Genomic DNA, 20,454 nt, shown 5'->3' on the forward strand with positions numbered 1-20,454 from the left:
TGCGCGTCCGGCGAGGGAATGACTTTCAGCAATGGCGGGCCCGCGGGTCCGCCATTTTTGCGGCGTGCATGCATTCCAATAAAAACCAAGGATCAACGATGAAACTATCCGTGAAACCGCTTGCCCTGTCCCTGCTGGCCGCCGGCCTGCTCTCCGCCTGCGCCGCCACGCCCGGCAAGGGCAATTATGTCGAAGACAAGACTTACAAGATCACCATCCTGCACACCAACGACCACCACGGCCGTTTCTGGCCCAATAGCGACGGCGAATACGGCCTGGCCGCGCAGAAGACCCTGGTGGACCAGGTGCGCGCCGAGGTCAAGGCCGACGGCGGCTATATGCTGCTGCTGTCCGGCGGCGACATCAATACCGGGGTGCCGGAGTCCGATCTGCAGGACGCGGAGCCGGATTTCCGCGGCATGAGCCGCATCGGCTACGACGCGATGGCGGTGGGCAACCACGAGTTCGACAAGCCGGTACCGGTGTTGATGAAACAGCGCAAGTGGATCAACTTCCCCATGCTGTCCGCCAACATCTACCAGGACGGCAAGCGAATGTTCGACCCGTACGCGATGTTCAATCTGGGCGGGGTGAGGGTGGCAGTGCTGGGCCTGACCACCGACGACACCGCCAAGATGGTGAACCCGGAGCAGGTCAAGGGCATCGAGTTCCGCAGCCCCATCGCCGAGGCCGGCAAGCTGGTGCCGGAGCTGCGCCAGCAGGCCGACATCGTCATCGCCGCCACCCATATGGGCCATTACACCGACGGCCAGCACGGCGTGAACGCGCCGGGCGACGTGGAGATGGCGCGCGCGGTGAAGGGGCTGGATCTGATCGTGGGCGGCCACAGCCAGAACCCGGTGTGCATGAAGGCGGAAAACCAGCGCGACGACGCCTATGTGCCGGGCGCGCTCTGCGCGCCGGACCGCCAGAACGGCGCCTGGATCGTGCAGGCGCACGAGTGGGGCAAATACGTGGGCCGTGCCGATTTCGAGTTCCGCAACGGCAAGCTCAAGCTCTCCAAATACCAGCTGATTCCGGTCAATCTGAAGAAAAGCGTCAAGGGCGCGGACGGTAAGGATCAGAAAGTGCCGTACACCCAGTTGATCGAGGAGGACGGCAAGCTGCGCAACTTCCTGCAAAGTTATCAGAACAAGGGCCAGGCGGCGCTGGATGTGCCGGTGGGGCGGACCAGCGCCAAGCTGGACGGCGACCGCGGCGTGGTGCGCAGCCAGCCTACCAATCTGGGCGTCTTCGTCGGCCGGGTGATGATGGACAAGGTCAAGGCGGACTTCGCCGTGTCCAATTCCGGCGGCATCCGTGATTCGCTGCCGGCCGGCGCGATCAACTACCGCGACGTGCTGAAGGTGTTCCCCTTCGGCAGCACCCTGGCTTATGTGGACCTGAACGGCCAGGAAGCGCTGGATTATCTGAAGGCCGCCGCGCGGATGACGCCCGGCGCCGGCGCCTTCGGCCAGTTCGCCGGCGTCAAGCTGAGCATCGTCGGCGGCGAGCTGCGGCAGGCGCTGATCGGCGGCCAGCCCATCGATCCGGCCAAGACCTACCGGATGGCGATCAACAGCTTCATCGCCGCCGGCGGCGACGGTTACCCGCTGATGAACAAGCATCCGGGCTACGTCAACACCGGCTTCGTCGACGCCGAAATGCTGCGCGAGTACATCGCCGCGCATTCGCCGATAGACGCCGGCGCTTACGCGCCCGGGGACGCGGTGACGCGTAACTGAGCGGCCGTCAACTAGACAGTTCTGCCGCGGCCCAAGGCCGCGGCTTTGAGAAAGAGCCACATGGATTACCAAAACCTAAGCCGAACGGTGTCGCACGCGCTGCGTCACGAGCCCTGGCTGTATGAGTTGGAGTTGGACGAGGCCGGCTGGGTATCGTTAACGGCCTTGCTGGCGGCCTTGCGCCCGGAGCGCGGCGAGTGGCGGGATCTGGCGCTTGTCGACCTGCTTGAGATGATCGCGCGTTCCGATAAGAAGCGACATGAGATCGATGGCGACCGCATCCGCGCGTTTTACGGCCATTCATTGCCGGGAAAATTATCAAAACGGCAGAGCGCGCCGCCCGCGTGGCTCTACCATGGAACGTCGCCGGAAACCGCCGCGTTGATACGGCAAGGCGGCTTGCGGCCGATGGGGCGGCAGTACGTGCATTTGTCGGTGGATACGGAAACCGCGATGCAGGTGGGCGGCCGCAAGGCGGCCGCGCCAGTCTTGCTCAAGGTGGACGCCGCCGCCGCGCATGCGGCGGGAACGGCGTTCTATCACGGCAATGAGATGGTGTGGTTGGCGGATGAGGTGCCGGCCGACTTCATTCTGTCGACAGTCGAGTGAAGGGGGCGATTGGCCGGGCCTGCTAGGCGGCCGTAGACCGCAACCGCAGCCAGGGCTGCGGTTTTTTCTTGCAGGCCTTGCCAGCCATGGCTTAGCGGCTTGCTGACCTTTGGGCCCGGTGAATACGCGGGCGCGCTTGCCTACGGTAATGGAGGCAGTGGCAGCTTGAGACGGAGGGCTTCTTCTGCGCGTCGGCGCGCGGAAACCGGCCTGGGAGCCTGTTCAATGACTGCTGCGCGTCGGCGATACGGCGTTGAAAACAGTTTCGAAGCGCTCATGTGCCAGGAGTGCATGCCGCTTTTTCCGCCGCAACGCCTTGTCTCGCTCTAGTCCGCGAGACTTCAAACAGGCTCTGAGAAGTTTGGCGTTTGAACCCTTACAGGAGAACGACGATGGCTCAGCAAGGCGTATTCACTCTTCCCCCGCGCATCAACTTCGGCGTGACCGCGTTGACCAATGCGGCTTATCAGCAAAACATCACCGTATACGTGGACAACGAGCCGCGCGCCACGTTCAGCGGCAGCGGCGTGGACGACCGCAATCTGGGCACGCGGGTGATCAACTCCGGTTCCGGCGCGGTGAGGGTGGCGGTGACGGTCAACGGCAAGCAGTCCGACCTGGTGTCCAGCCAGGTGGTGTTGGCCAATCGCCTGAACCTGGCCTTGGTGGGCGCGGAGGACGGCGCGGACCAGGACTACAACGATTCCATCGTGGTATTGAACTGGCCGCTGGGTTAAGCGGGTCCGGCGGATGAACAAAGCCCCCATCTCGGGGGCTTTGTCGTGTCAGTCTTCCAGGGTTTCGTGGCTGGCGGCCTTGCCTTCCCGCCAGTAGCTGGCGGCGCGGATGCGGCTCTTGTCTATGCCGCGCTCCTCGCGCAGGTATTGGCGCACCGCGCGGATGGCGTGGTATTCGCCGGCGGCCCAGACAAAGCCTTCGCCCGCCGGCAGCGTCAGCGGCTTGAGCGCGGAGAGCAGCGCGGGCTCGGCGTCGGCGCCTTGGTGCACCCAGCGGATGTCGGCATTGGGATGGGCCGGCAGTTCGCAGCTTTGACCCGCCTCGCTGGTTTGCAGCAGGGCGATGACCTTGGCCGCGGGCGGCAGCTCGGCCAGGCGGCGGCGGATGGCCGGCAAGGCGGACTCGTCTCCGATCAGCAGGTGCCAGTCGAAAGCCGCCGGAATGACCAAGGAGCCGCGCGGGCCGCCTATGCCCAGGTATTGGCCGGGCTTGGCCTGAGCCGCCCAGCTGGTGGCGGGGCCGGCCTCGTGCAGCACGAACTCCAGCTCCAGCTCCAGCCGCTCCGGGTCGAAACGGCAGGGGGTGTAGTCGCGCGCGGTGGGGCGCGGCTGGCCTTCCGGATAAATCAGGGTTTCGTCCACCAGCGCCGGCAGCGCGGGTTTGGCGTCCGGATGCTCGGGGAAGAACACTTTGAGGTGGTCGTCGAAGGAGGCGGTGGCGAAGCCCGCCAGTTCCTCGCCGCCCAGGGTGACGCGGAGCAGCTTGGGGCCGAGCGGGCGGATGGCGCGCACTTGCAGCAGGCGGAAGCGCAGCGGGTGGCGCAGGCGTTGCACGGTCAGATCGGGTGTGGTCATAGAGAATCCTGTCTTGAAATCATGGCTGGGCGGCTTGGGGGCGTGAACAGCTTCTTGGACGCTGTTTACGGCCATGCGAGCAAGAGCGGGGGACTTTGCGGCAGAGAAAGCGGAATGCGCGTACGGCGCATAAGCGTTTCAAAGCGGGTTTCAAGGCCTTGCTGAATCCCTCTCGCCGGTGCGTAACTGGCCGTCAGCACCTTATTAGCCGGTGTCGCCCAGAATTTGCTCACAGGCTTGCCTCAGGATGGCGGCAATGCGGCGTTGTTCGTCCTCGTCGACGTTGGCGGTGCGCATCAGCGCTTGCTTCAAGTCGCCGCGGGCCCGGGTCAGTTCCGGAATCCAGCTGCCGACGGCGTCGTCCGGCGGCGGCATTTCCCCGGTCAGCGCGCGGCGGATCGAGTTCATCTTGCGCGCGATGTGCTGCAGCCGCGCCATCATCCATTCCACTTGTTCGCGGTTCTGTTCCAGATAGTCGCGGCCGGCCTCCGTCAGCGCATAGCATTTGCGCTTGCCTTCCTCGCTCACCGAGATATGGCCCAGTTCTTCCAGATAGGTCAGCGCCGGGTAGACCATGCCCGGGCTGGGGCTGTAAAAGCCGTTGCTGCGGCTTTGCAGCGCCTTGATCAGTTCGTAGCCGTGGCTGGGGCGTTCTTCCAGCAGAGCCAGCAACAGCAGCTGCAATTCGTCGGAGCTGAATTTGCGGCCGCGGGTCATGCTTTCGTCGTCGCCGCCGCCAAAGCCGCCGAATCCTCCGTGTCGGCCATGGCCGCCGTCGTGGCCGTGCCGGGCCATCGCGTGGAGACGATGATGCGCGTTGCGTCCGCCCAGGCGGCGCAGCAGGGTGTCGAGACGGTGAGGCATGGCGGCTCTCCTGAAAATATATCTTAAGATATGTTTTTAGATAGGATAAAGTCAAGCCGGCTCAGCAAGGACGATGAGAATTTGTGGTGTTTTTGGCACGATGCCCGCATCGGCCCACGTCTCGCGAGCAAGAGCGGGACCAGGCGAAAGCGGCTGAGGAGGCGGAGTGCGCAAGAAGCACATGAGCGCTCCGAAGACGTTTTCAAGGCCGCAGCGCTGAAGCGCAGCGACTTTGAACAGGTTCTAAAAGAAAAGCCGCCCGGAGGCGGCTGGAGGGCGGCGGGGCGGCTTAGTCGCCGCTGACCACGTCCACGCCCTTGGGCGGCACGAAGGCGAAGCGGGAGGCGGCCAGCGGCGGGTTCTGCTGCGGCGCGCTGAAGCTGACCTTGGTGTGGTTGCCGAAGCTGTCGGTCAGCTCCATTTCCACCAGCATATTGGCCTTGAAGCCCATGCGGATGGCGCTGAAGCTGTTGTCGGCCTGCTTGGGGCTGGCGGACAGCCATTCCACTTCGCCGGTTTTGCCGGCTTCCTGCAACTGGTAGTTCCGCTCGATGGCGTTGTTGCCGGCCAGCAAGGCCGCCGGGCTGGAGCCCAGCGCCGCGCCCTGGGCCTTGCGGGTGACTTGCGCCAGATCCTTGTCGTAGACCCACAGCGTCTTGCCGTCGCCGACGATCAATTGTTCATAGGGCTTGCTGTACTCCCAGCGGAATTTGCCGGGACGGGCGATTTCCAGCCGGCCGCTGGCTTCCTCGCGCTTGCTCTTGTTGCTGACCACTTGCTTGAAGTCGGCGCTCAGGGTTTTGTTGCCGGCGACGAAGGCCTTGAGCTGGGCGATGGCGGCGGCGTGGGAGGCGGCCGGCAGCGCCAGCGCGGAGAGGGCGACTGCGGCTGAGATCAGTTTCATCTTCATGCGGGGAAATCCTTGCGGTGGGCGGCCCGGGCCGCGTGACCAAGATGGGACCGCCGGGACGGCGCGCGGTTTCCGCGCGCGCGTCGACGGCGACGCCGTTTTGTTAGCGATTATTGCGCGGCGGTTTCTTCCGCGGCCGTCGCCTCTTCGTCGGCCGCCGGCGGCTGGTTGAGCGCGTGCAGCGCCAGGCCCAGCGATTTCAGCCACTCCGGCTTGTCCAGGCGTTCCAGGTCCAGGATGTCGGCCTCGGCGGGCTGGTAGGCGAACACCGGCTTGCCCTGGTTGCTGTAGCGGATGTCGGCGTGGGCCTGACCGCGGAAGCCCGGGCTGTTGAAGCGTATGGTCTGGCGGATGGCCAGCAGGTCGCCGCCGCGGCTGACGTAAAGATCGCTGACGGTGTTGCTGTTCAGCGGATTGGCCTCGGAGGCCTTGATCAGGCTGTCGATCATCTGCAGCAGGCTTTCGCTGCCCAGCGGGCCGGGTTTGATCTGCGGCTTGCGCGCGGCTTCCTGACGCGCGACCTGGATCAGGCCGGCGATGATGTGGGAAGCCAGCTGGTTTTCCTGGGCGCGGTTCATGGCGATGCGCAGCCGGTAGCGCGCGCCCAGTTCCGCGGCGCGCGAGTCCAGCGGCTGGAAGCTGAACGCCTGCTTGTCCACCTTGGCGTAGGCTTCGTCCAGCAGTTTCGGCATCGCCTGGTACATGGCCTGCAGCGGGAAGTTGTCGGCCACGCGCTGCGGCAGCCGCACGCGCAGGAACTTGCCTTCGTAGGCTTGCATTTCCGGCACGAACAGATAGGCGGCGGACGGGTCCACCAGCAAGGACAGGTCCTTGGCGTGGAATTGCAGCGGCAGTTGCACGCTGGTCAGCAGGTTGCGGCGCTCCAGGCGCAGCGCCGGAATCAGTTCCAGTTTGCCGCCCGGCACGTCCAGCGCGGCCTTGATGTTGAGGCGCATGCTACGGGCGATTTGATCGGCGGCGGAGGCGGCGGCCTGTTCCAGCGTGCTGCCGTCTTCCTTGGCCTTGTCGACGTCGGCGACGCTCAGCTCATCGAAGCCGATGTCGGCGTCCAGGTTGTAGCCCTTGCTGTTCCAGTTTTGCAGCATGATCTTGCGGGCTGCCTGGTCGGCGCTTTTGTTGGCGATCGGCGAGACGCAGCCGGTCAGCAGCGCGATGCCGCACAGCGCGGCGCATAGTCCCAGTTTTTTTAGACGCATTATTGTTTCCTTGAGCGAGATTCTGCGCCGGGCGGGTGGGGTCGGTCCGGCGCGAGCCGGACAGTTTAACGCATCCGGCATCGCCTATGTCATGCGCGGGGCCGGGGCGGGGCGGCCCCGGCTGGGGGATCAGCTGAATTTATTGGTGATGGGGTAGCGCCAGTCCTTGCCGAAACCGCGGTGGGTCACGCGCGGGCCCACCGGCGCCTGGCGGCGTTTGTACTCGTTGATCTTCAGCAGCCGCACCACGCGGCGCACATCGGCCTCGGCGTAGCCTTCGGCGATGATGGCCTCGGCGGACAGGTTTTCCTCCACATAGCGCGCCATGATGGCGTCCAGCACCTCGTAGGGCGGCAGGCTGTCCTGGTCGGTCTGGTCCGGGCGCAATTCCGCCGACGGCGGCCGGGTGATGATGCGTTCCGGGATGATCTCGCCTTGCAGATTGCGCCAGCGGCACAGTTCGAACACCAGGGTCTTGGCCACGTCCTTGAGCACGGCGAAACCGCCGGCCATGTCGCCGTACAGGGTGCAGTAGCCGGTGGTCATTTCCGATTTGTTGCCGGTGGTGAGCACCAGCTTGCCGCTCTTGTTGGACAGCGCCATCAGCAGGGTGCCGCGGATGCGGGCCTGCAGGTTTTCCTCGGTGGTGTCCTCGGCCAGGCCGGCGAAGCTGGGCGCCAGCGCCTGGACGAAGCTTTCGTACATCGGCCAGATTTCGATCTCGTCGTACTTCACGCCCAGGCGCTGCACCATGTCGCGGGAATCGGTCACCGAGATGTCCGCGGTGTAGCGCGAGGGCATCATCACCGCGTGCACCTTGTCCGCGCCCAGCGCGTCCACCGCCACCGCCAGCGTCAGCGCGGAGTCTATGCCGCCGGACAGGCCCAGCAGCGCGCCGGGGAAGCCGTTTTTGCCGATGTAGTCGCGCACGCCGGCCACCAGGGTGCGGTAAACGCTTTCCAGCGGGCCGGGCAGAGCCGCCTTGGCGCCGGGCAGCAGATCGCCGCCGTCGAAATCGACGATCAGCAGTTCGTCGTCGTAGGCGGCGGCCTGGGCCACCACCTCGCCGGCGCGGTTGACGGCGAAGGAGGCGCCGTCGAACACCAGTTCGTCCTGGCCGCCGGTCAGATTGACGTAGGCGAAGGGCAGGCCGGTTTCCTCGGCGCGGAAGCGCACCACGTCGTGGCGGGTTTCAATCTTGTTGCGATGGAAGGGCGAGGCGTTGAGCACCACCACCACGTCGGCGCCGGCGTCGGCGGCCTCGGCGGCCGGGTCGACGGACCAGACGTCCTCGCAGATCAGCACGCCCACCTTGGCCTCTCCCTGCTGGAACACCAGCGGCGCGGCGCCCGGGGTGAAGTAGCGGCATTCGTCGAACACTTCATCGTTGGGCAGCAGCATCTTGTGATACTGGCCCAGACGGTTGCCGTCGCGCAGCACGGTGGCGGCGTTGAAGCGATCCGCGCCCATCCGGGCCGGATGGCCCACCACCAGGGTGATGCCGTCCAATTCCAGCAGTTCGTCCAGCGCCTGGCTGCAGGCGCGGTAGAAACTGTCGCGCAGCAGCAGGTCTTCCGGGCTGTAGCCGGTCAAGGCCAGCTCCGGCGTGACCAGCACGTCCGCGCCCTGGGCGATGGCCGCGTGGGCGAGGTCGAGGATTTTGCGGGTGTTGCCGGGGATATCGCCGACAACGGGGTTGAACTGGGCGAGCGCGATACGCATCTTGATAGGGAACCGAATGTTTCGAGATAGATGGAATTTTACCTGATAGACGGCGCAAACGCCCGAGAGGAATCATGGTGTCCTTGCAATTGCACGAGAGAGTGGGCGCCTGGAGCGCGGAACAATGGGCGGGCCTGGGGGAAGGCGGCAATCTGTTCGTGGGCCGGCCGTGGCTGGAGGCGCTGGAGCGGGCGGCTTGCGTGGGCGAGGCCAGCGGCTGGCTGCCCTTGCCGCTGGGTCTGGAGCGGGACGGCCGCTTGCAGGCGCTGGCGCCGGCCTATTTGAAGCGGCATCCGCGCGGCGAATACGTGTTCGACTGGGCCTGGGCGGAAGCCTATGCCCGCGCGGGCCTGCAATACTATCCCAAGCTGGTGGTGGCCTCGCCGTTCAGCCCGGTGGGCGGCCGGCGGCTGCTGGGCGACGCGGCGGCCTGGCCGCAATTGATCGCCGGCCTGGAGCAGGTGGTGGACGAGCACGGCCTGTCGTCGGCCCACGTGCTGTTTCCCGCGCGGGAGGAGGCGCAAGCCCTGGACGAGGCCGGCTGGCTGCTGCGCGAAGGCGTGCAGTTTCACTGGCGCAACCGCGGCTATGCCGACTTCGACGCCTTCCTGGCCACGCTGAGCCGCGACAAGCGCAAGAAGATCCGCCAGGAGCGGCGCAAGGTGGCCGAGGCCGGCGTCAGCGTGCGGGCATTGCGCGGGGAGGCCATCGCCGCCGAGGACTGGGCGTTTTTCTACCGTTGCTATCGGCAGACCTATCTGGAACGCCGTTCCGCGCCCTATCTGAATCCGGCCTTCTTCGCGCTGCTGGCGGAGCGGCTGGGTTCGCATTGCCTGATGTTCGTCGCCGAGCGCGACGGCGCGCCGCTGGCGGCCAGCCTGTGCCTGGTGCAGGACGGCGTGCTGTACGGGCGATACTGGGGCGCGGTGGCCGATATTCCCTGCCTGCATTTCGAACTGTGCTACTACCAGGGCCTGGAGTACGCGATCCGCGCCGGCCTGCAATGCTTCGAGGGCGGCGCCCAGGGCGAGCACAAGCTGGCGCGGGGTTTTGAGCCGGAGCGCACCTGGTCCGCCCATTACATTGCCGATCCGCGTTTCCGCGCGGCGATTGCCGGCTGGTTGCGGCGCGAGCGGGAAGGGGTGGGCGAGTATGTCGACGCCCTTTTTTCTCATTCCGCTTACAAAACACTTGCGCCGGATGAATAGGGCTTATATACTGCGCAGCCTCTGTGAACGAAACGCCAAGCGCCTTGTTTCACGGGGATTCTGGAGAGGTGGATGAGTGGTTTAAGTCGCACGCCTGGAAAGCGTGTTTAGGGTAATACCCTAACGGGGGTTCGAATCCCCCCCTCTCCGCCAGAATCGACAAAAACTGCCCTGGCGGTTTTTTTATTGCTCCGGCCCGACCGGCGCAAACAAGCAAGACACCTCCGGAGAGGTGGATGAGTGGTTTAAGTCGCACGCCTGGAAAGCGTGTTTAGGGTAATACCCTAACGGGGGTTCGAATCCCCCCCTCTCCGCCAAAGCAAGCAAAAAAGCCCTGACTGCATTGTCAGGGCTTTTTCGCGTCCGGCATGCCTCAATCCAGCGCCTGGAAATCCTCGGTTCGCTCCGCCCAGGCGAAAATGGCGCTCAATTCCGGCGGCGGTGCGGTCAGCTTGCGCAGCGTCAGGTCTATCCAGGAGCCGCTGACTTCGTGACGCGCGGCCAGGCGGCCGTCCTCCTTGTAAATCTCGTGGCGGATGCAAAAGCGCTTGCCGTCCTGGCTCAGGCCGGCGATGGCCAGGCGTACGTGAATGCGCTCGCTCAGCCGCAGTTCCTTGAAATACTCGGTCCACTCCTTGAAAATGACCGGGCCGAACCCCAGCGCCTGAAATTGTTCAAAGCCAAAGCCTTGGCCGCGCAGCCATTCTATGCGGGCATGGGTACAGAAATCGGCGTAGGCGGTATGGCGGACGTGCTGGTTAGCGTCGCAGTCGGACCAGCGCACTTCCAGCGGATGGCAAAACGGTTCCAAACCAATCTCCTCGGGCGGCAGCGGTTAGCGTGAAGGCGGGGCGGTTCATGATCTTGGCATTGCCCGCGCGCGGGGGTCAAGCGCTTTGCCGCAAGCCCGCTTGGGCTCAAGTGGCGACGCGGAAAGCCGGCCGCTTGTTCTATGCAGCCCCGCGCATCGAGAAACCGCGCGATCCGCGGCGCGGCGGCTTGGATGGCGCGCCCACGCCGCGTCGCCGTCCCGCAGCGTGACACGAGTCCAGCCGCAGGCGAGGCGCCTTCATGCGCGGTTTGTAGTGTAAAGTTGTCGATATTAAGCATTGGCGCGCGCGGCGTTTGTCCATCTCCGGCTCGCGGCTTCTCGGCGGGAGGGTTCAGATGCAAGCGTGGTTTCGACGAGCCCTGTGCGCGGGCCTGTTGGCCGTTGCGGCGCAGGCGGCCGATGCGGCTCCGGCCCTGCTCATCGCCGTGGAGGACGATTGGCCGCCGTATTCGGCGCGCGGCGCCGACGGCGCCGCGCAGGGGCTGGCGCCGCAACTGGCGCGCGAGGCGTTCCGTCGCCGGGGCGTCGAGGTCCGCTTTGTGCTGGTGCCGTTTGCGCGTTGCCTGATGCTGGCGCGCGTCGGCCGCGCCGACGGCTGCCTCAGCGCCACCATTACCGATGATAATCGCGAGCAATTCTGGTGGCATCAAACGCCGATGTTCACCGAAGAACTGGCCATCTTCGCGCTCGCCGCCGGCGGAGCCGGGCTGGGCCTGAGCGATTTGGCCGGCCGCAGGGTGGGCATCACCCAGGATTACACCTATCCCAGCGTTTTCATGCGCGATCCCAAGATCGTCAAATCGGTGGCTCATTCCGATGAGGACCTGATTCGCATGCTGTTGGCCCGGCGCGTGGACTATGTGTTGATGAACGCGCGCCCCGGACAACTGCGCATCCGCGGCAACCCGTTCGCGGCCGGGCGGGTCCGGCAGGCGGGGCGGATCAGCCAGGATGGTTTCTGGCTGGCTTTCTCCAAGGCGCGGCCCAAGGGCAGGGCGTACGCGGACCAGTTCGAGGCCGGCCTGCGCGCCATGCGCGGCGACGGCAGTTACGAGCGCATGCTTCGCCGCTTTCAGCCTGCGCCGCCGGCGAAATGAGGGCGGCGCGGCGGGCAGGCCGGAGGCCGGCCGCGGCGGCGTCCACGCCGCGCATTTGATTCGCATTCACAACTCTTCACATCGTTTTCCCGCGAATTTACCCGCAATTTACAAAAACGCCGATTTTTAAAAAACACCCTTCACAAGCGGCTGTTTTAATAAGGCACTGCTAAGCCATCCCTAATAAGGCACGGCCCGCGCCTCGCGGGACCGTCCGCGTCTTTGTCGACAAGGCTGCTTGCTTGCGCCCTGGGTTTGCCCGCCATTCCCGAATACCCGCTCATATGGAGAAATAATAATGCGCTATCCGTCGCGGCAGCTATTGTCGCTTGCCCTGCTATTGTCTACGCCGGTCTGGCTGGCCGCTTGCGGCTCGCCGCAGCAAAAGGCCGCCGCCGTCCCGCAAGTCACCGTGGAAACCGCCGCGCCCGGCGATGTGCCGATGACCATGGAACTGGTGGGCGAAACCGCCGGTTACCGCGATATCGAGGTGCGCGCCCGCGTGGGGGGCATTCTGCTCAAGCGCACTTATGTGGAAGGCCAGCCGGTGAAGCAGGGACAGACGCTGTTCCAGATCGACCCCGCGCCGTATCAGGCGCAGCTGGAACAGGCCAAGGGCGCGCAGGCGGTGCAGTTGGCCGCGCTGCAAAAAGCCGACGCCGATCTGACGCGCATCCGCCCGCTGTACCAGGAGCAGGCGGTGTCCAAAATGGATTACGACAACGCGGTGGCGGCGCTGAACTCCGTCAAGGCGGCCAAGCAGTCCGCCGACGCCAAGGTCAAGGAAGCCCAGCTCAATCTGGACTACACCCGCGTCACCGCGCCGATTCCGGGCCTGACCAGCAAGCAGGTGCAATCCGAAGGCAGCCTGATCCGCGTGGACGCCGCCGAGCCGCTGACCACCATTTCCCAGCTCAATCCCATCTACGTCAATTTCTCCATTTCCGAGCAGGACAGCCTCAATTACGAACACAGCCTGTCCACCGGCAAAGTGAGCGCGGAAGACGGCAGCCGCCATCCGGTGCGGATCCGTCTGGCGGACGGCCGCGTCTTTCCGCAAAGCGGCAAGCTGGACTTCCGCGACAACCGCGTGGATCCCAAGACCGGCACCATCAGCGCGCGCGCGCAATTTCCCAATGAAGACGAGCGCCTGCTGCCCGGGCAATTCGTGCGCGTGATGCTGGACCTGGGCGTGCGCAAGAACGTGCTGACCGTGCCGGAACAGGCCGTTGTCCAGGCCCAGGCGGACAATCAGCTGATGGTGGTGGGCGCGGACAACAAGGTGCAGGCCAGAATGGTCAAGCTGGGCGCCCAGGTGGGCGGCCGGGTGGTGATCGAATCCGGCCTCAAGGCTGGAGAGAAGGTGATTGTGGACGGCCTGATGCAGGCCCGCCCCGGCGCCGTGGTCAAGCCAGTGGCCGCCGCGCCGGCCAAGGCGTGAGGAGCTAGCCATGTTCTCGCGTTTCTTCATCAACCGCCCCATTTTCGCCAGCGTGCTGTCCATCGTCATCGTGCTGGCCGGCCTGGCGGCGATGCGCGCGCTGCCGGTGGAGCAGTACCCGCAGATCGTTCCGGCCGTGGTGTCGGTGTCGGCCAACTATCCGGGCGCCACGCCGGAAACCATCGCCCAGACCGTGGCCGCGCCCTTGGAGCAGCAGCTCAACGGCGTGGAAAACATGCTTTACATGCAATCCAGCGCCGCCTCCAACGGCCAGCTCAGCCTCAATGTCTATTTCGCCGTGGGCACGGATCCGGACCAGGCCACCATCGACGTCAACAACCGGGTGCAGGCGGCGATGAAACAGCTGCCGGACGAAGTGCAGCGCCAGGGCGTCACCGTGCGCAAGAAATCCACCTCGGTGCTCAGCGTGATCTCCATCGGCTCGCCCACCGGCCAGTACGACCGCAACTATCTGTCCAATTTCGCCCTGCTCAATGTGATGGACGAGCTCAAGCGCATTCCCGGCGTGGGCGACGTGGCGATGATGGGCGGCACCGACTACGCGATGCGGCTGTGGCTGCGGCCGGACCGCATGGCCCAGCTGGGCCTGACCCCGTCCGACGTGGCCAAGGCGGTGCGCGAGCAGAACGCCCAGTTCGCCGCCGGCAAGATCGGCGCCCAGCCCACCAGCGCGCCCATCAGCTTCACCTACACCGTCAACGCCAAGGGCCGGCTCAGCGAACCCAAGGAGTTTGAGAACATCATCGTGCGCTCGATGCCGGATGGCTCCAAGATCCGCGTCAAGGACGTGGCGCGGGTGGAGATGGGCGGCAACGACTACGATGTGATCGGCACCCGCAACGGCAAGCCCAGCGTGGGCATCACCACCTATCTGCAACCCAGCGCCAACGCGCTCAAGGTGTCCGCCGCCATCGCCGCCAAGATGGAGGAGCTCAAGGTCCGCTTCCCGGCCGGCGTGGACTACACCATTCCCTTCGACACCACCAAATTCGTCAAAGTCTCCATCGACGGCGTGGTGGAAACCCTGGTCGAGGCCACCGTGCTGGTGTTCCTGGTGGTGTATTTGTTCCTGCAGAATTTCCGCGCCACGCTGATTCCCTGCATCGCGGTGCCGGTGTCGCTGATCGGCACCTTCGCCGGCATGCTGCTGTTGGGTTTTTCCATCAATCTGTTGACCCTGTTCGGCATGGTGCTGGCCATCGGCATCGTGGTGGACGACGCCATCGTGGTGCTGGAAAACGTAGAACGCATCATGAGCGAACGCCGCTGCGGCGCCAAGGAAGCCGCGGTGCTGGCGATGGGCGAGGTGTCCGGCGCGCTGGTGGCCATCGTGCTGGTCTTGTGCGCGGTCTTCCTGCCGGTGGCCTTCATGGGCGGCATGACCGGGGTGATGTACAAGCAGTTCGCCGTCACCATCGCCATGTCGGTGATCATTTCCGGCATTGTCGCACTGACGCTGACCCCGGCCTTGTGCGCCTTGCTGCTCAAGCCCGGCCATCACCAGCCGCCGCGCTTTTTCCAGTGGTTCAACCGCGCTTTCGAACGACTGACCGGCCGCTACGTGCTGGGCGTGCTGTTTCTCAACCGCCGTGTCGGCGTCGCCTTCGGCCTGATCGCCGTCGTTCTGGCCGCCACCGTCGGCCTGTATCAGAAAGTGCCCGGCTCGCTGGTGCCCAATGAGGACATGGGCACGCTGTTCGCCAACACCGCCTTGCCGGACGCGGCCGCGCTCACCCGCACCGCCAAGGTCACGGCGGAATTCGACCGGCTGATGATGGCCAATCCCAATGTGGAAAGCGTCACCACCTTCACCGGTTTCGACATCCTGTCCGGCTCCAAGCAGACCAACCGCGGCACCAGCTTCGTCACCCTCAAGGACTGGGGCCAGCGCAAGGCCAAGGGCGAGGATTCCTTCTCCGTGGCCGCCGAGTTCAACCGCCTGGGCCGCACCGTGCAGGCCGGCGTGATGAGCGCCTTCAACCCGGCGCCCATCATCGGCATGTCCACTACCGGCGGCCTGGAAGCCTATTTGCAGGACCGCGGCGACCAGGGCGCGCAAAAGCTCAGCCAGGCGGCGGAAAAACTGCTGGCCGCGGCGCGGCAGCGGCCAGAGTTCGCCAGCGTGGCCACCACCTTCCGCGCCAATGTGCCGCAGAAGTATCTGGACCTGGACCGCGAAAAGACCAAGGCGCTGGGCGTGGACATCAACCAAGTGTTCGACACCCTGCAAGCCACTTTCGGCCAGCTCTACGTCAACGACTTCAACAAGTTCGGCCGTACCTACAAGGTGCAGCTGCAGTCCGAGGCGGACTTCCGCGCGCGGCCGGAAGACATCGCCAATATCTATGTGCGCTCCGCCGAGGGCGTGATGGTGCCGCTGTCCAGCCTGGTGGAGGTCAAATCCAGCTACGGACCGGAGCTGGTGGACCGCTTCAATATCTTCAACGCCGCCAAAATCCTGGCCCAGCCCGCGCCCGGCGTCAGCTCCGGCCAGGCCATCCAGGCGCTGGAAGAGGTGACCCGGCAAGTGTTGGGCAACGATTACGCGCTGGCTTGGAGCGGCAGCGCCTATCAGGAAAAACTGGCCGGCGGCACCGCCGCCACCGCCTTCCTGTTCGGCATCCTGATGGTCTTCCTGATCCTGGCGGCGCAGTACGAGCGCTGGAGCCTGCCGCTGGCGGTGGTGACCTCGGTGCCCTTCGCCTTGTTCGGCGCCTTGCTCGCCGCCGTCATCGGCCATCAGGACAACAACGTCTATTTCCAGATCGGCGTCGTCACCCTGGTGGGCCTGGCCGCCAAGAACGCCATCCTGATCGTGGAGTTCGCGGTACAGCAGCGCCAACAGGGCCTGCCGCTGATGGACGCCGCGCTGGAAGCGGCGCGGCTGCGCTTCCGTCCCATCGTGATGACCTCGCTGGCCTTCATCCTGGGTTGCGTGCCCTTGGTGATTTCCAGCGGCGCGGGCTCCGCCAGCCGCCGCGCACTGGGCACGCCGGTGGTGGGCGGCATGCTGGCCGCCACCTTTATCGCCACTTTCTTCGTGCCGCTGTTTTTCCGCTTGATCATGCAGGCGTCGGAGCGGCGCAAAGCGCCGACTGCGGCGGAGGAGGCCGACAATGTTTAAACGCGCGCTGATGCCCTCATTGGCGGCGCTGGCGCTGAGCGCTTGCGCGGTCGGCCCCGACTACAGCCGCCCCAAACTGGAGCTGCCGGACAGCGGACAGGTCCACATTGCGGCCCAGAACCCGGCCATCGCCCTGGACTGGTGGAAGCAGTTCAACGATCCGGTGCTGGATCAGTTGATCGCCCAAGCCCTGGAACACAACCAGGACCTGGCCGCCGCCTCCGCCCGCGTTGACGAAGCCGCCGCCCAGGCCGGCATCGCCCGCGCCCAGCTGCTGCCGGCGCTGAACGCCAACGCCGGCTACCAACGCGGCCGCGCTTCCAGCACGACAAGCACGCCGGGCGCGCCGCTGGTCAGCGACGTGCGCAACGCCAACCTCACCGCGTCTTGGGAACTGGACCTGTGGGGCAAGCTGCGCCGCGGCAATGAAGCGGCCCGCGCCGACTTTGCCGCCAGCCGCTTCGCCCGCGACAGCTCGAAGCTGGCGATCGCCGCGCAAACCGCGCAGACCTATTTCCAGCTGCGCGCCTACGACGCCCAGCTGGACATCGCCAAGCGCACGCTGCAAAGCCGCGAGGAATCGCTGAAGCTGCAGACCAAGCGCTTCAAGGGCGGCTTGATCTCGGAGCTGGACCAGCAGCAGGCCGAGGCCGAGGCGGCCTCCGCCCGCGCCAAGGTGCCGCAGATCGCCAGCGCGCTGGAGCAGACCGAAAGCGCGCTGGGCGTGCTGCTCGGCCACTCCCCCAAGCAACTGGTGGCCGGCGGCATCCAGCGCGGCCAAAGCCTGGACGCGCTGTCCGCCCCGCCGGAAGTGCCGGCCGGCCTGTCCTCCAGCCTGCTGGAGCGTCGGCCGGACATCGCCGCCAGCGAGCAGCAACTGGTCGCCGCCAACGCCCGCATCGGCGTGGCGCGCGCGGCCTACTTCCCCAGCATCAGCCTGAGCGGGGCGCTGGGTTCGCAAAGCCTATCGCTGGACACCCTGTTCACCGGCCCGACGCGGACCTGGAGCTTTGTCGGCAATCTGGCGGCGCCGGTGTTCAACTTCGGCCAGACCGGCTACGCGGTGGACGCGGCCAGCGCGCGGCAGAAGCAGGCGCTGGCGCAGTATCAGAAGACGGTGCAAAGCGCGTTCAAGGACGCGCTGGACGCGCTGTCCGGCTACGGCGCGGCGCGGGAGATCCAGGCGGCGCAGACCACGCAGTTCCAGGCCTTGAACAAATCGCTGCGCCTGGCCAATCTGCGTTACGACAACGGCTACGCCAGCTATCTGGACGTGCTGGACGCGCAACGCAACAGCTTCCAGGCGGAGCTGGGCCTGGTCAGCGCCAAGCTGGACCAACTGAATGCCGTGGTGGGCCTGTACAAGGCGCTGGGCGGCGGCTGGGAAGCCCCGGCCAAGTCCTGATCCGCTATGTGCAAAGACAAACCCCGCCTTGGCGGGGTTTTTTCATGCTTGGCCTGGGCGCGGGCCGGCGGTCTTGAGTGAATTAAAAACAACATTGGCATATCTGTCAGTGGTGATGTCCGGACCCGCTGCTTACCATGCGCTGCGTTTCGACGTCCCACCCCGCGCGAGGACCCATGGGCACCATCACTCACTCAGACACCCTATATCCGCACTTGTTGACCATGGCCGGGCGCGAGCGCCTGGTGGATGAAGCCTATCAAGTGCACGACGCCGTTTTCAGCGGCATGGACCGGGCGGCCTTCCGCAAGATGGTGTTGCCGGAGTCCGAGCACAGCAGCATCCTGCTGCATCGCGGCGAACACGGTCAGGCGGTGGGCTATTGCGCCGTCCACCTGTTCCAGCGCCGCGCGGCGGGGCGCGAAGTCAAGGTTCTGCGCGGGCAGGCCGGGCTGCTCAAAGACTACCGCGGCCGCAACAGCAATATGCCTTTCCTGGCCGGCTGCATGTTGCGCTACTGGCTGCGCAGCCCGTGGCGGCCCATGTATTTCCTGGGCGCGATGATCCATCCGTCCAGCTTCATCCAGATGCACAAGTACGCCGCCGGCATGTGGCCCAGCCCGGAGCGGGGCATGGAGCAGCCGCTGGCGCGGCTGGCGGCGGAGTTGTGCGGCAGTTTCGGCATGGCGGCGCCCGCGGCGGAGCGCCCCTTTGTGGTGAAGCTGGGCATTTTGACCCGGGACAGCCAGACCGATCGGCAATTCTGGCTGCAGCACCCGCGCCCGGCGGCCCGCTATTTTGTCGAGCACAACCCGGACTACCATGAGGGCCACGGCTTGCTGGCCATGGCCGAGCTGTCGCCGACGGCCATTCTGAACGGCGTGTGGCGTTATCTGCGAGACAGGCGGCGCGCGGCCGCGGAGCGGTCGAGGCTCTAGGCCGGCTTGCTTTTGCCGCCGCCGGCATTGAGCGCGACGGCGGCCAGAATCAGCGCCTTGAACGCCTCCGCGTCCACGTCCTCGCCCTCGCGGATATCGATCGCCCGCCTGGCCTTGCCGTCCAGGCTGGCGTTGAACAGTTGGGCCGGGTCCGGCAGCGCCGCGCCTTTGATGAAGGTCAGTTTGACGACGGAAGTGTAAGACTCGCCGGTGCAGAGGATGCCCCGCAAGGACCAGACCGGGGTGCCCATCCATTTCCATTCTTCGATCACGTCCGGGGCGGCTTCCCGGATCAGCCGCCGCCTCCGCGCCAAGGCCGCGCCGCGCCAGTCGCCGAGTTCGGCGATTCTGCGGTCTATCAGGGCGGAGGCCGGCGCGCGCTCGGCCGCGGAAGAGGGCTTCATGCCGGGCTCAGATCCGGACGCCGACAATCACGTGGGAGGCCTTGAAGAAGGCGACGATGGCTTTGCCGACGGCCAGGCCAAGGTCGTCCGCGCTCTCCTGGGTGACGATGGCCACCAGGGCGTCGCCGCCGTTGAGACGGATTTCGACCTCGGCGTTGACCGCGCCTGGACGCAGCGCGGACACCCGGCCTTCCAGGCGGTTGCGGGTGGAGAGCTTGATGCCGGCTTCGGGATTGGCCAGGATCACCCAGGGGGCCTTGATGATGGCCAGCGCGTCGCAGCCCACGGTCAGGCCCAGGTTGGCGGTGCTGCGCTGGGTGATGACGGCGGTGATCACCTCGCCGCCCGGCAGGGTGAGGTCGATCTCGTCGTTGACCGCTCCGGGATGGATGGCGGTGACTTTGCCGGCGAACTGATTACGGGCGCTGGTGAGCATCGGAGGTCCTTGATGTCGGATGGGTGGGGGCGTCATTGGCGATGTGCGGACAGTATATGCGGAAGCGGGCGGCGCGTTGGCAGCTATTTCGGCCTATGGTTCGTCCAAGGTCTCGCCTGGGTCCGCGAGACCGAGAACAGCCGCGGCTCGGCGTCTATCGCCGGCCAGCGGCGTCCGTGAGCGCGAACTCAAGCGCGGCTTCGACATGAATCCGGGTGGTGTCGAACACCGGCACCGGCACGTCGGCCTGGCTCAACAGCAGCGGAAGCTCGGTGCAGCCGAAGACGATGCCCTCGGCGCCGCGCGCTATCAACTGTTGGATCGCCTCCAGATAAGCGGCCTTGGTGGCCGGCGACGCCACGCCGCGGCCCAGCTCGTCGCGCAGGGTGCGCTGAATGAAATCGCGGGTGTGCTGAGCCTCCGGGATCAAGGTCTCAATGCCGTTTTGCCGCATCTTGTCCCGGAAAAACGGCAGCTCCATGGTGAATTGAGTGCCGAGCAGGCCGACGGTCCGCAGCCGCTGCTTGGCGACTTCCCGCGCCGTGGCGGCGGCGATATGGAGGATGGGGAGGTCCGCGGCCGTTTCCAGTCGCTCGGCCACGACGTGCGCGGTATTGGCGCACAGCACGATGGCCTCGGCCCCGGCGGCTTTTAAATGCAGGCAGCCTTTGAGCAGCAGCGCATAGGTGTGCTCCCAGTCGTCCCAGCCGCGCTGCTGGATATCGTTGAAATTCAGCGAGTAGACGACGCACTCGGCAAAATTGAGGCCGCCCAGGGCCGTGTTGACGCCTTCGTTCAGATAGCGATAGTAATCCAGCGTCGATACCCAGCTGATGCCGCCCAGCAGGCCGAGGGTTCTCATGGCGTTCCTTAAGCTGTTTATAAAAGA

General features: G+C 65.6%; 18 protein-coding genes and 2 tRNA genes. 11 read left to right on the forward strand and 9 right to left on the reverse strand.

Annotation, left to right across the window (positions count from 1 at the left end; translation table 11 throughout):
- Positions 1-98: 98 nt before the first annotated feature.
- The 3 genes from ushA (at position 99) to AB1Z25_RS07135 (ending at position 3,091) form a co-directional block, all read left to right on the forward strand.
- A complete protein-coding gene (ushA, locus tag AB1Z25_RS07125) occupies positions 99-1,745 on the forward strand; it encodes a bifunctional UDP-sugar hydrolase/5'-nucleotidase UshA (RefSeq protein WP_486636889.1) in 1,647 nt (548 codons plus the stop codon).
- 60 nt (positions 1,746-1,805) lie between these two features.
- Positions 1,806-2,354: an RNA 2'-phosphotransferase gene (locus AB1Z25_RS07130; protein ID WP_486636890.1), complete on the forward strand. Its 549-nt coding sequence runs from the start codon at positions 1,806-1,808 to the stop codon at positions 2,352-2,354.
- 392 nt (positions 2,355-2,746) lie between these two features.
- A complete protein-coding gene (locus AB1Z25_RS07135; protein WP_107800175.1) occupies positions 2,747-3,091 on the forward strand; it encodes a fucose-binding lectin II in 345 nt (114 codons plus the stop codon).
- A gap of 48 nt (positions 3,092-3,139) precedes the next feature.
- Here the strand turns inward: AB1Z25_RS07135 and AB1Z25_RS07140 are convergent, their stop codons facing one another.
- The 5 genes from AB1Z25_RS07140 to AB1Z25_RS07160 form a co-directional block, all read right to left on the reverse strand.
- Positions 3,140-3,946 (reverse strand): siderophore-interacting protein, encoded by an 807-nt coding sequence (locus AB1Z25_RS07140; RefSeq protein WP_486636891.1) that lies wholly within the window; start codon positions 3,944-3,946, stop codon positions 3,140-3,142.
- Between the two features lie 204 nt (positions 3,947-4,150).
- Positions 4,151-4,810 carry a PadR family transcriptional regulator gene (locus AB1Z25_RS07145; protein WP_486636892.1) on the reverse strand — a complete coding sequence of 220 codons (660 nt, stop codon included), beginning with the start codon at positions 4,808-4,810 and terminating at the stop codon, positions 4,151-4,153.
- A 289-nt stretch (positions 4,811-5,099) separates the two neighbouring features.
- Positions 5,100-5,720, reverse strand: coding sequence for an outer membrane lipoprotein periplasmic chaperone LolA (gene lolA / locus AB1Z25_RS07150; protein ID WP_235089304.1), 621 nt, complete (start codon positions 5,718-5,720; stop codon positions 5,100-5,102).
- A 110-nt stretch (positions 5,721-5,830) separates the two neighbouring features.
- On the reverse strand, positions 5,831-6,937 hold the full coding sequence (locus tag AB1Z25_RS07155) for a hypothetical protein (protein ID WP_107800171.1): 1,107 nt from the start codon (positions 6,935-6,937) through the stop codon (positions 5,831-5,833).
- Between the two features lie 129 nt (positions 6,938-7,066).
- Positions 7,067-8,659 carry an NAD+ synthase gene (locus AB1Z25_RS07160; RefSeq protein WP_107800170.1) on the reverse strand — a complete coding sequence of 531 codons (1,593 nt, stop codon included), beginning with the start codon at positions 8,657-8,659 and terminating at the stop codon, positions 7,067-7,069.
- Positions 8,660-8,733: 74 nt separating this feature from the next.
- Between AB1Z25_RS07160 and AB1Z25_RS07165 the strand changes: the two genes are divergently transcribed.
- From AB1Z25_RS07165 to AB1Z25_RS07175, 3 genes are all read left to right on the forward strand, one after another.
- Complete coding sequence (locus AB1Z25_RS07165; RefSeq protein WP_253314436.1) at positions 8,734-9,867, forward strand: GNAT family N-acetyltransferase; 1,134 nt, start codon at positions 8,734-8,736, stop codon at positions 9,865-9,867.
- A gap of 62 nt (positions 9,868-9,929) precedes the next feature.
- Positions 9,930-10,020 (forward strand) — tRNA-Ser (locus AB1Z25_RS07170).
- 73 nt (positions 10,021-10,093) lie between these two features.
- Positions 10,094-10,184, forward strand: a tRNA-Ser gene (locus tag AB1Z25_RS07175).
- A gap of 56 nt (positions 10,185-10,240) precedes the next feature.
- Here AB1Z25_RS07175 and AB1Z25_RS07180 read toward each other — a convergent pair.
- The gene (locus AB1Z25_RS07180) at positions 10,241-10,678 is read right to left on the reverse strand and encodes an acyl-CoA thioesterase (protein WP_158274317.1); all 438 of its coding nucleotides are present in this window, start codon (positions 10,676-10,678) and stop codon (positions 10,241-10,243) included.
- A 356-nt stretch (positions 10,679-11,034) separates the two neighbouring features.
- On the opposite strand from AB1Z25_RS07180, the gene AB1Z25_RS07185 reads away from it, so the two are divergent.
- From AB1Z25_RS07185 to AB1Z25_RS07205, 5 genes are all read left to right on the forward strand, one after another.
- Positions 11,035-11,796, forward strand: coding sequence for a substrate-binding periplasmic protein (locus AB1Z25_RS07185; RefSeq protein ID WP_486636893.1), 762 nt, complete (start codon positions 11,035-11,037; stop codon positions 11,794-11,796).
- Between the two features lie 298 nt (positions 11,797-12,094).
- Positions 12,095-13,237: an efflux RND transporter periplasmic adaptor subunit gene (locus AB1Z25_RS07190; RefSeq protein WP_107800166.1), complete on the forward strand. Its 1,143-nt coding sequence runs from the start codon at positions 12,095-12,097 to the stop codon at positions 13,235-13,237.
- A gap of 10 nt (positions 13,238-13,247) precedes the next feature.
- Positions 13,248-16,382, forward strand: a complete 3,135-nt coding sequence (locus tag AB1Z25_RS07195) for an efflux RND transporter permease subunit (RefSeq protein ID WP_486636894.1) — start codon at positions 13,248-13,250, stop codon at positions 16,380-16,382.
- Entirely contained in the window at positions 16,375-17,787 is a 1,413-nt protein-coding gene (locus AB1Z25_RS07200; RefSeq protein ID WP_486636895.1) for an efflux transporter outer membrane subunit, read from the forward strand. The genes AB1Z25_RS07195 and AB1Z25_RS07200 overlap by 8 nt, the downstream gene beginning before the upstream one ends.
- A gap of 176 nt (positions 17,788-17,963) precedes the next feature.
- Entirely contained in the window at positions 17,964-18,725 is a 762-nt protein-coding gene (locus AB1Z25_RS07205) for a hypothetical protein (RefSeq protein ID WP_227103939.1), read from the forward strand.
- Here the strand turns inward: AB1Z25_RS07205 and AB1Z25_RS07210 are convergent.
- From AB1Z25_RS07210 to AB1Z25_RS07220, 3 genes are all read right to left on the reverse strand, one after another.
- Entirely contained in the window at positions 18,722-19,129 is a 408-nt protein-coding gene (locus tag AB1Z25_RS07210; RefSeq protein WP_486636896.1) for a DUF1801 domain-containing protein, read from the reverse strand. The two genes, AB1Z25_RS07205 and AB1Z25_RS07210, sit on opposite strands and share 4 nt — an antisense overlap.
- Before the next feature lie 7 nt (positions 19,130-19,136).
- On the reverse strand, positions 19,137-19,565 hold the full coding sequence (locus AB1Z25_RS07215) for a TOBE domain-containing protein (protein WP_107799160.1): 429 nt from the start codon (positions 19,563-19,565) through the stop codon (positions 19,137-19,139).
- Positions 19,566-19,719: 154 nt separating this feature from the next.
- Entirely contained in the window at positions 19,720-20,427 is a 708-nt protein-coding gene (locus AB1Z25_RS07220; protein WP_486636897.1) for an aspartate/glutamate racemase family protein, read from the reverse strand.
- Positions 20,428-20,454 lie beyond the last annotated feature (27 nt).

The sequence above is a fragment of the Chromobacterium sp. HL1 genome, from assembly GCF_057418835.1.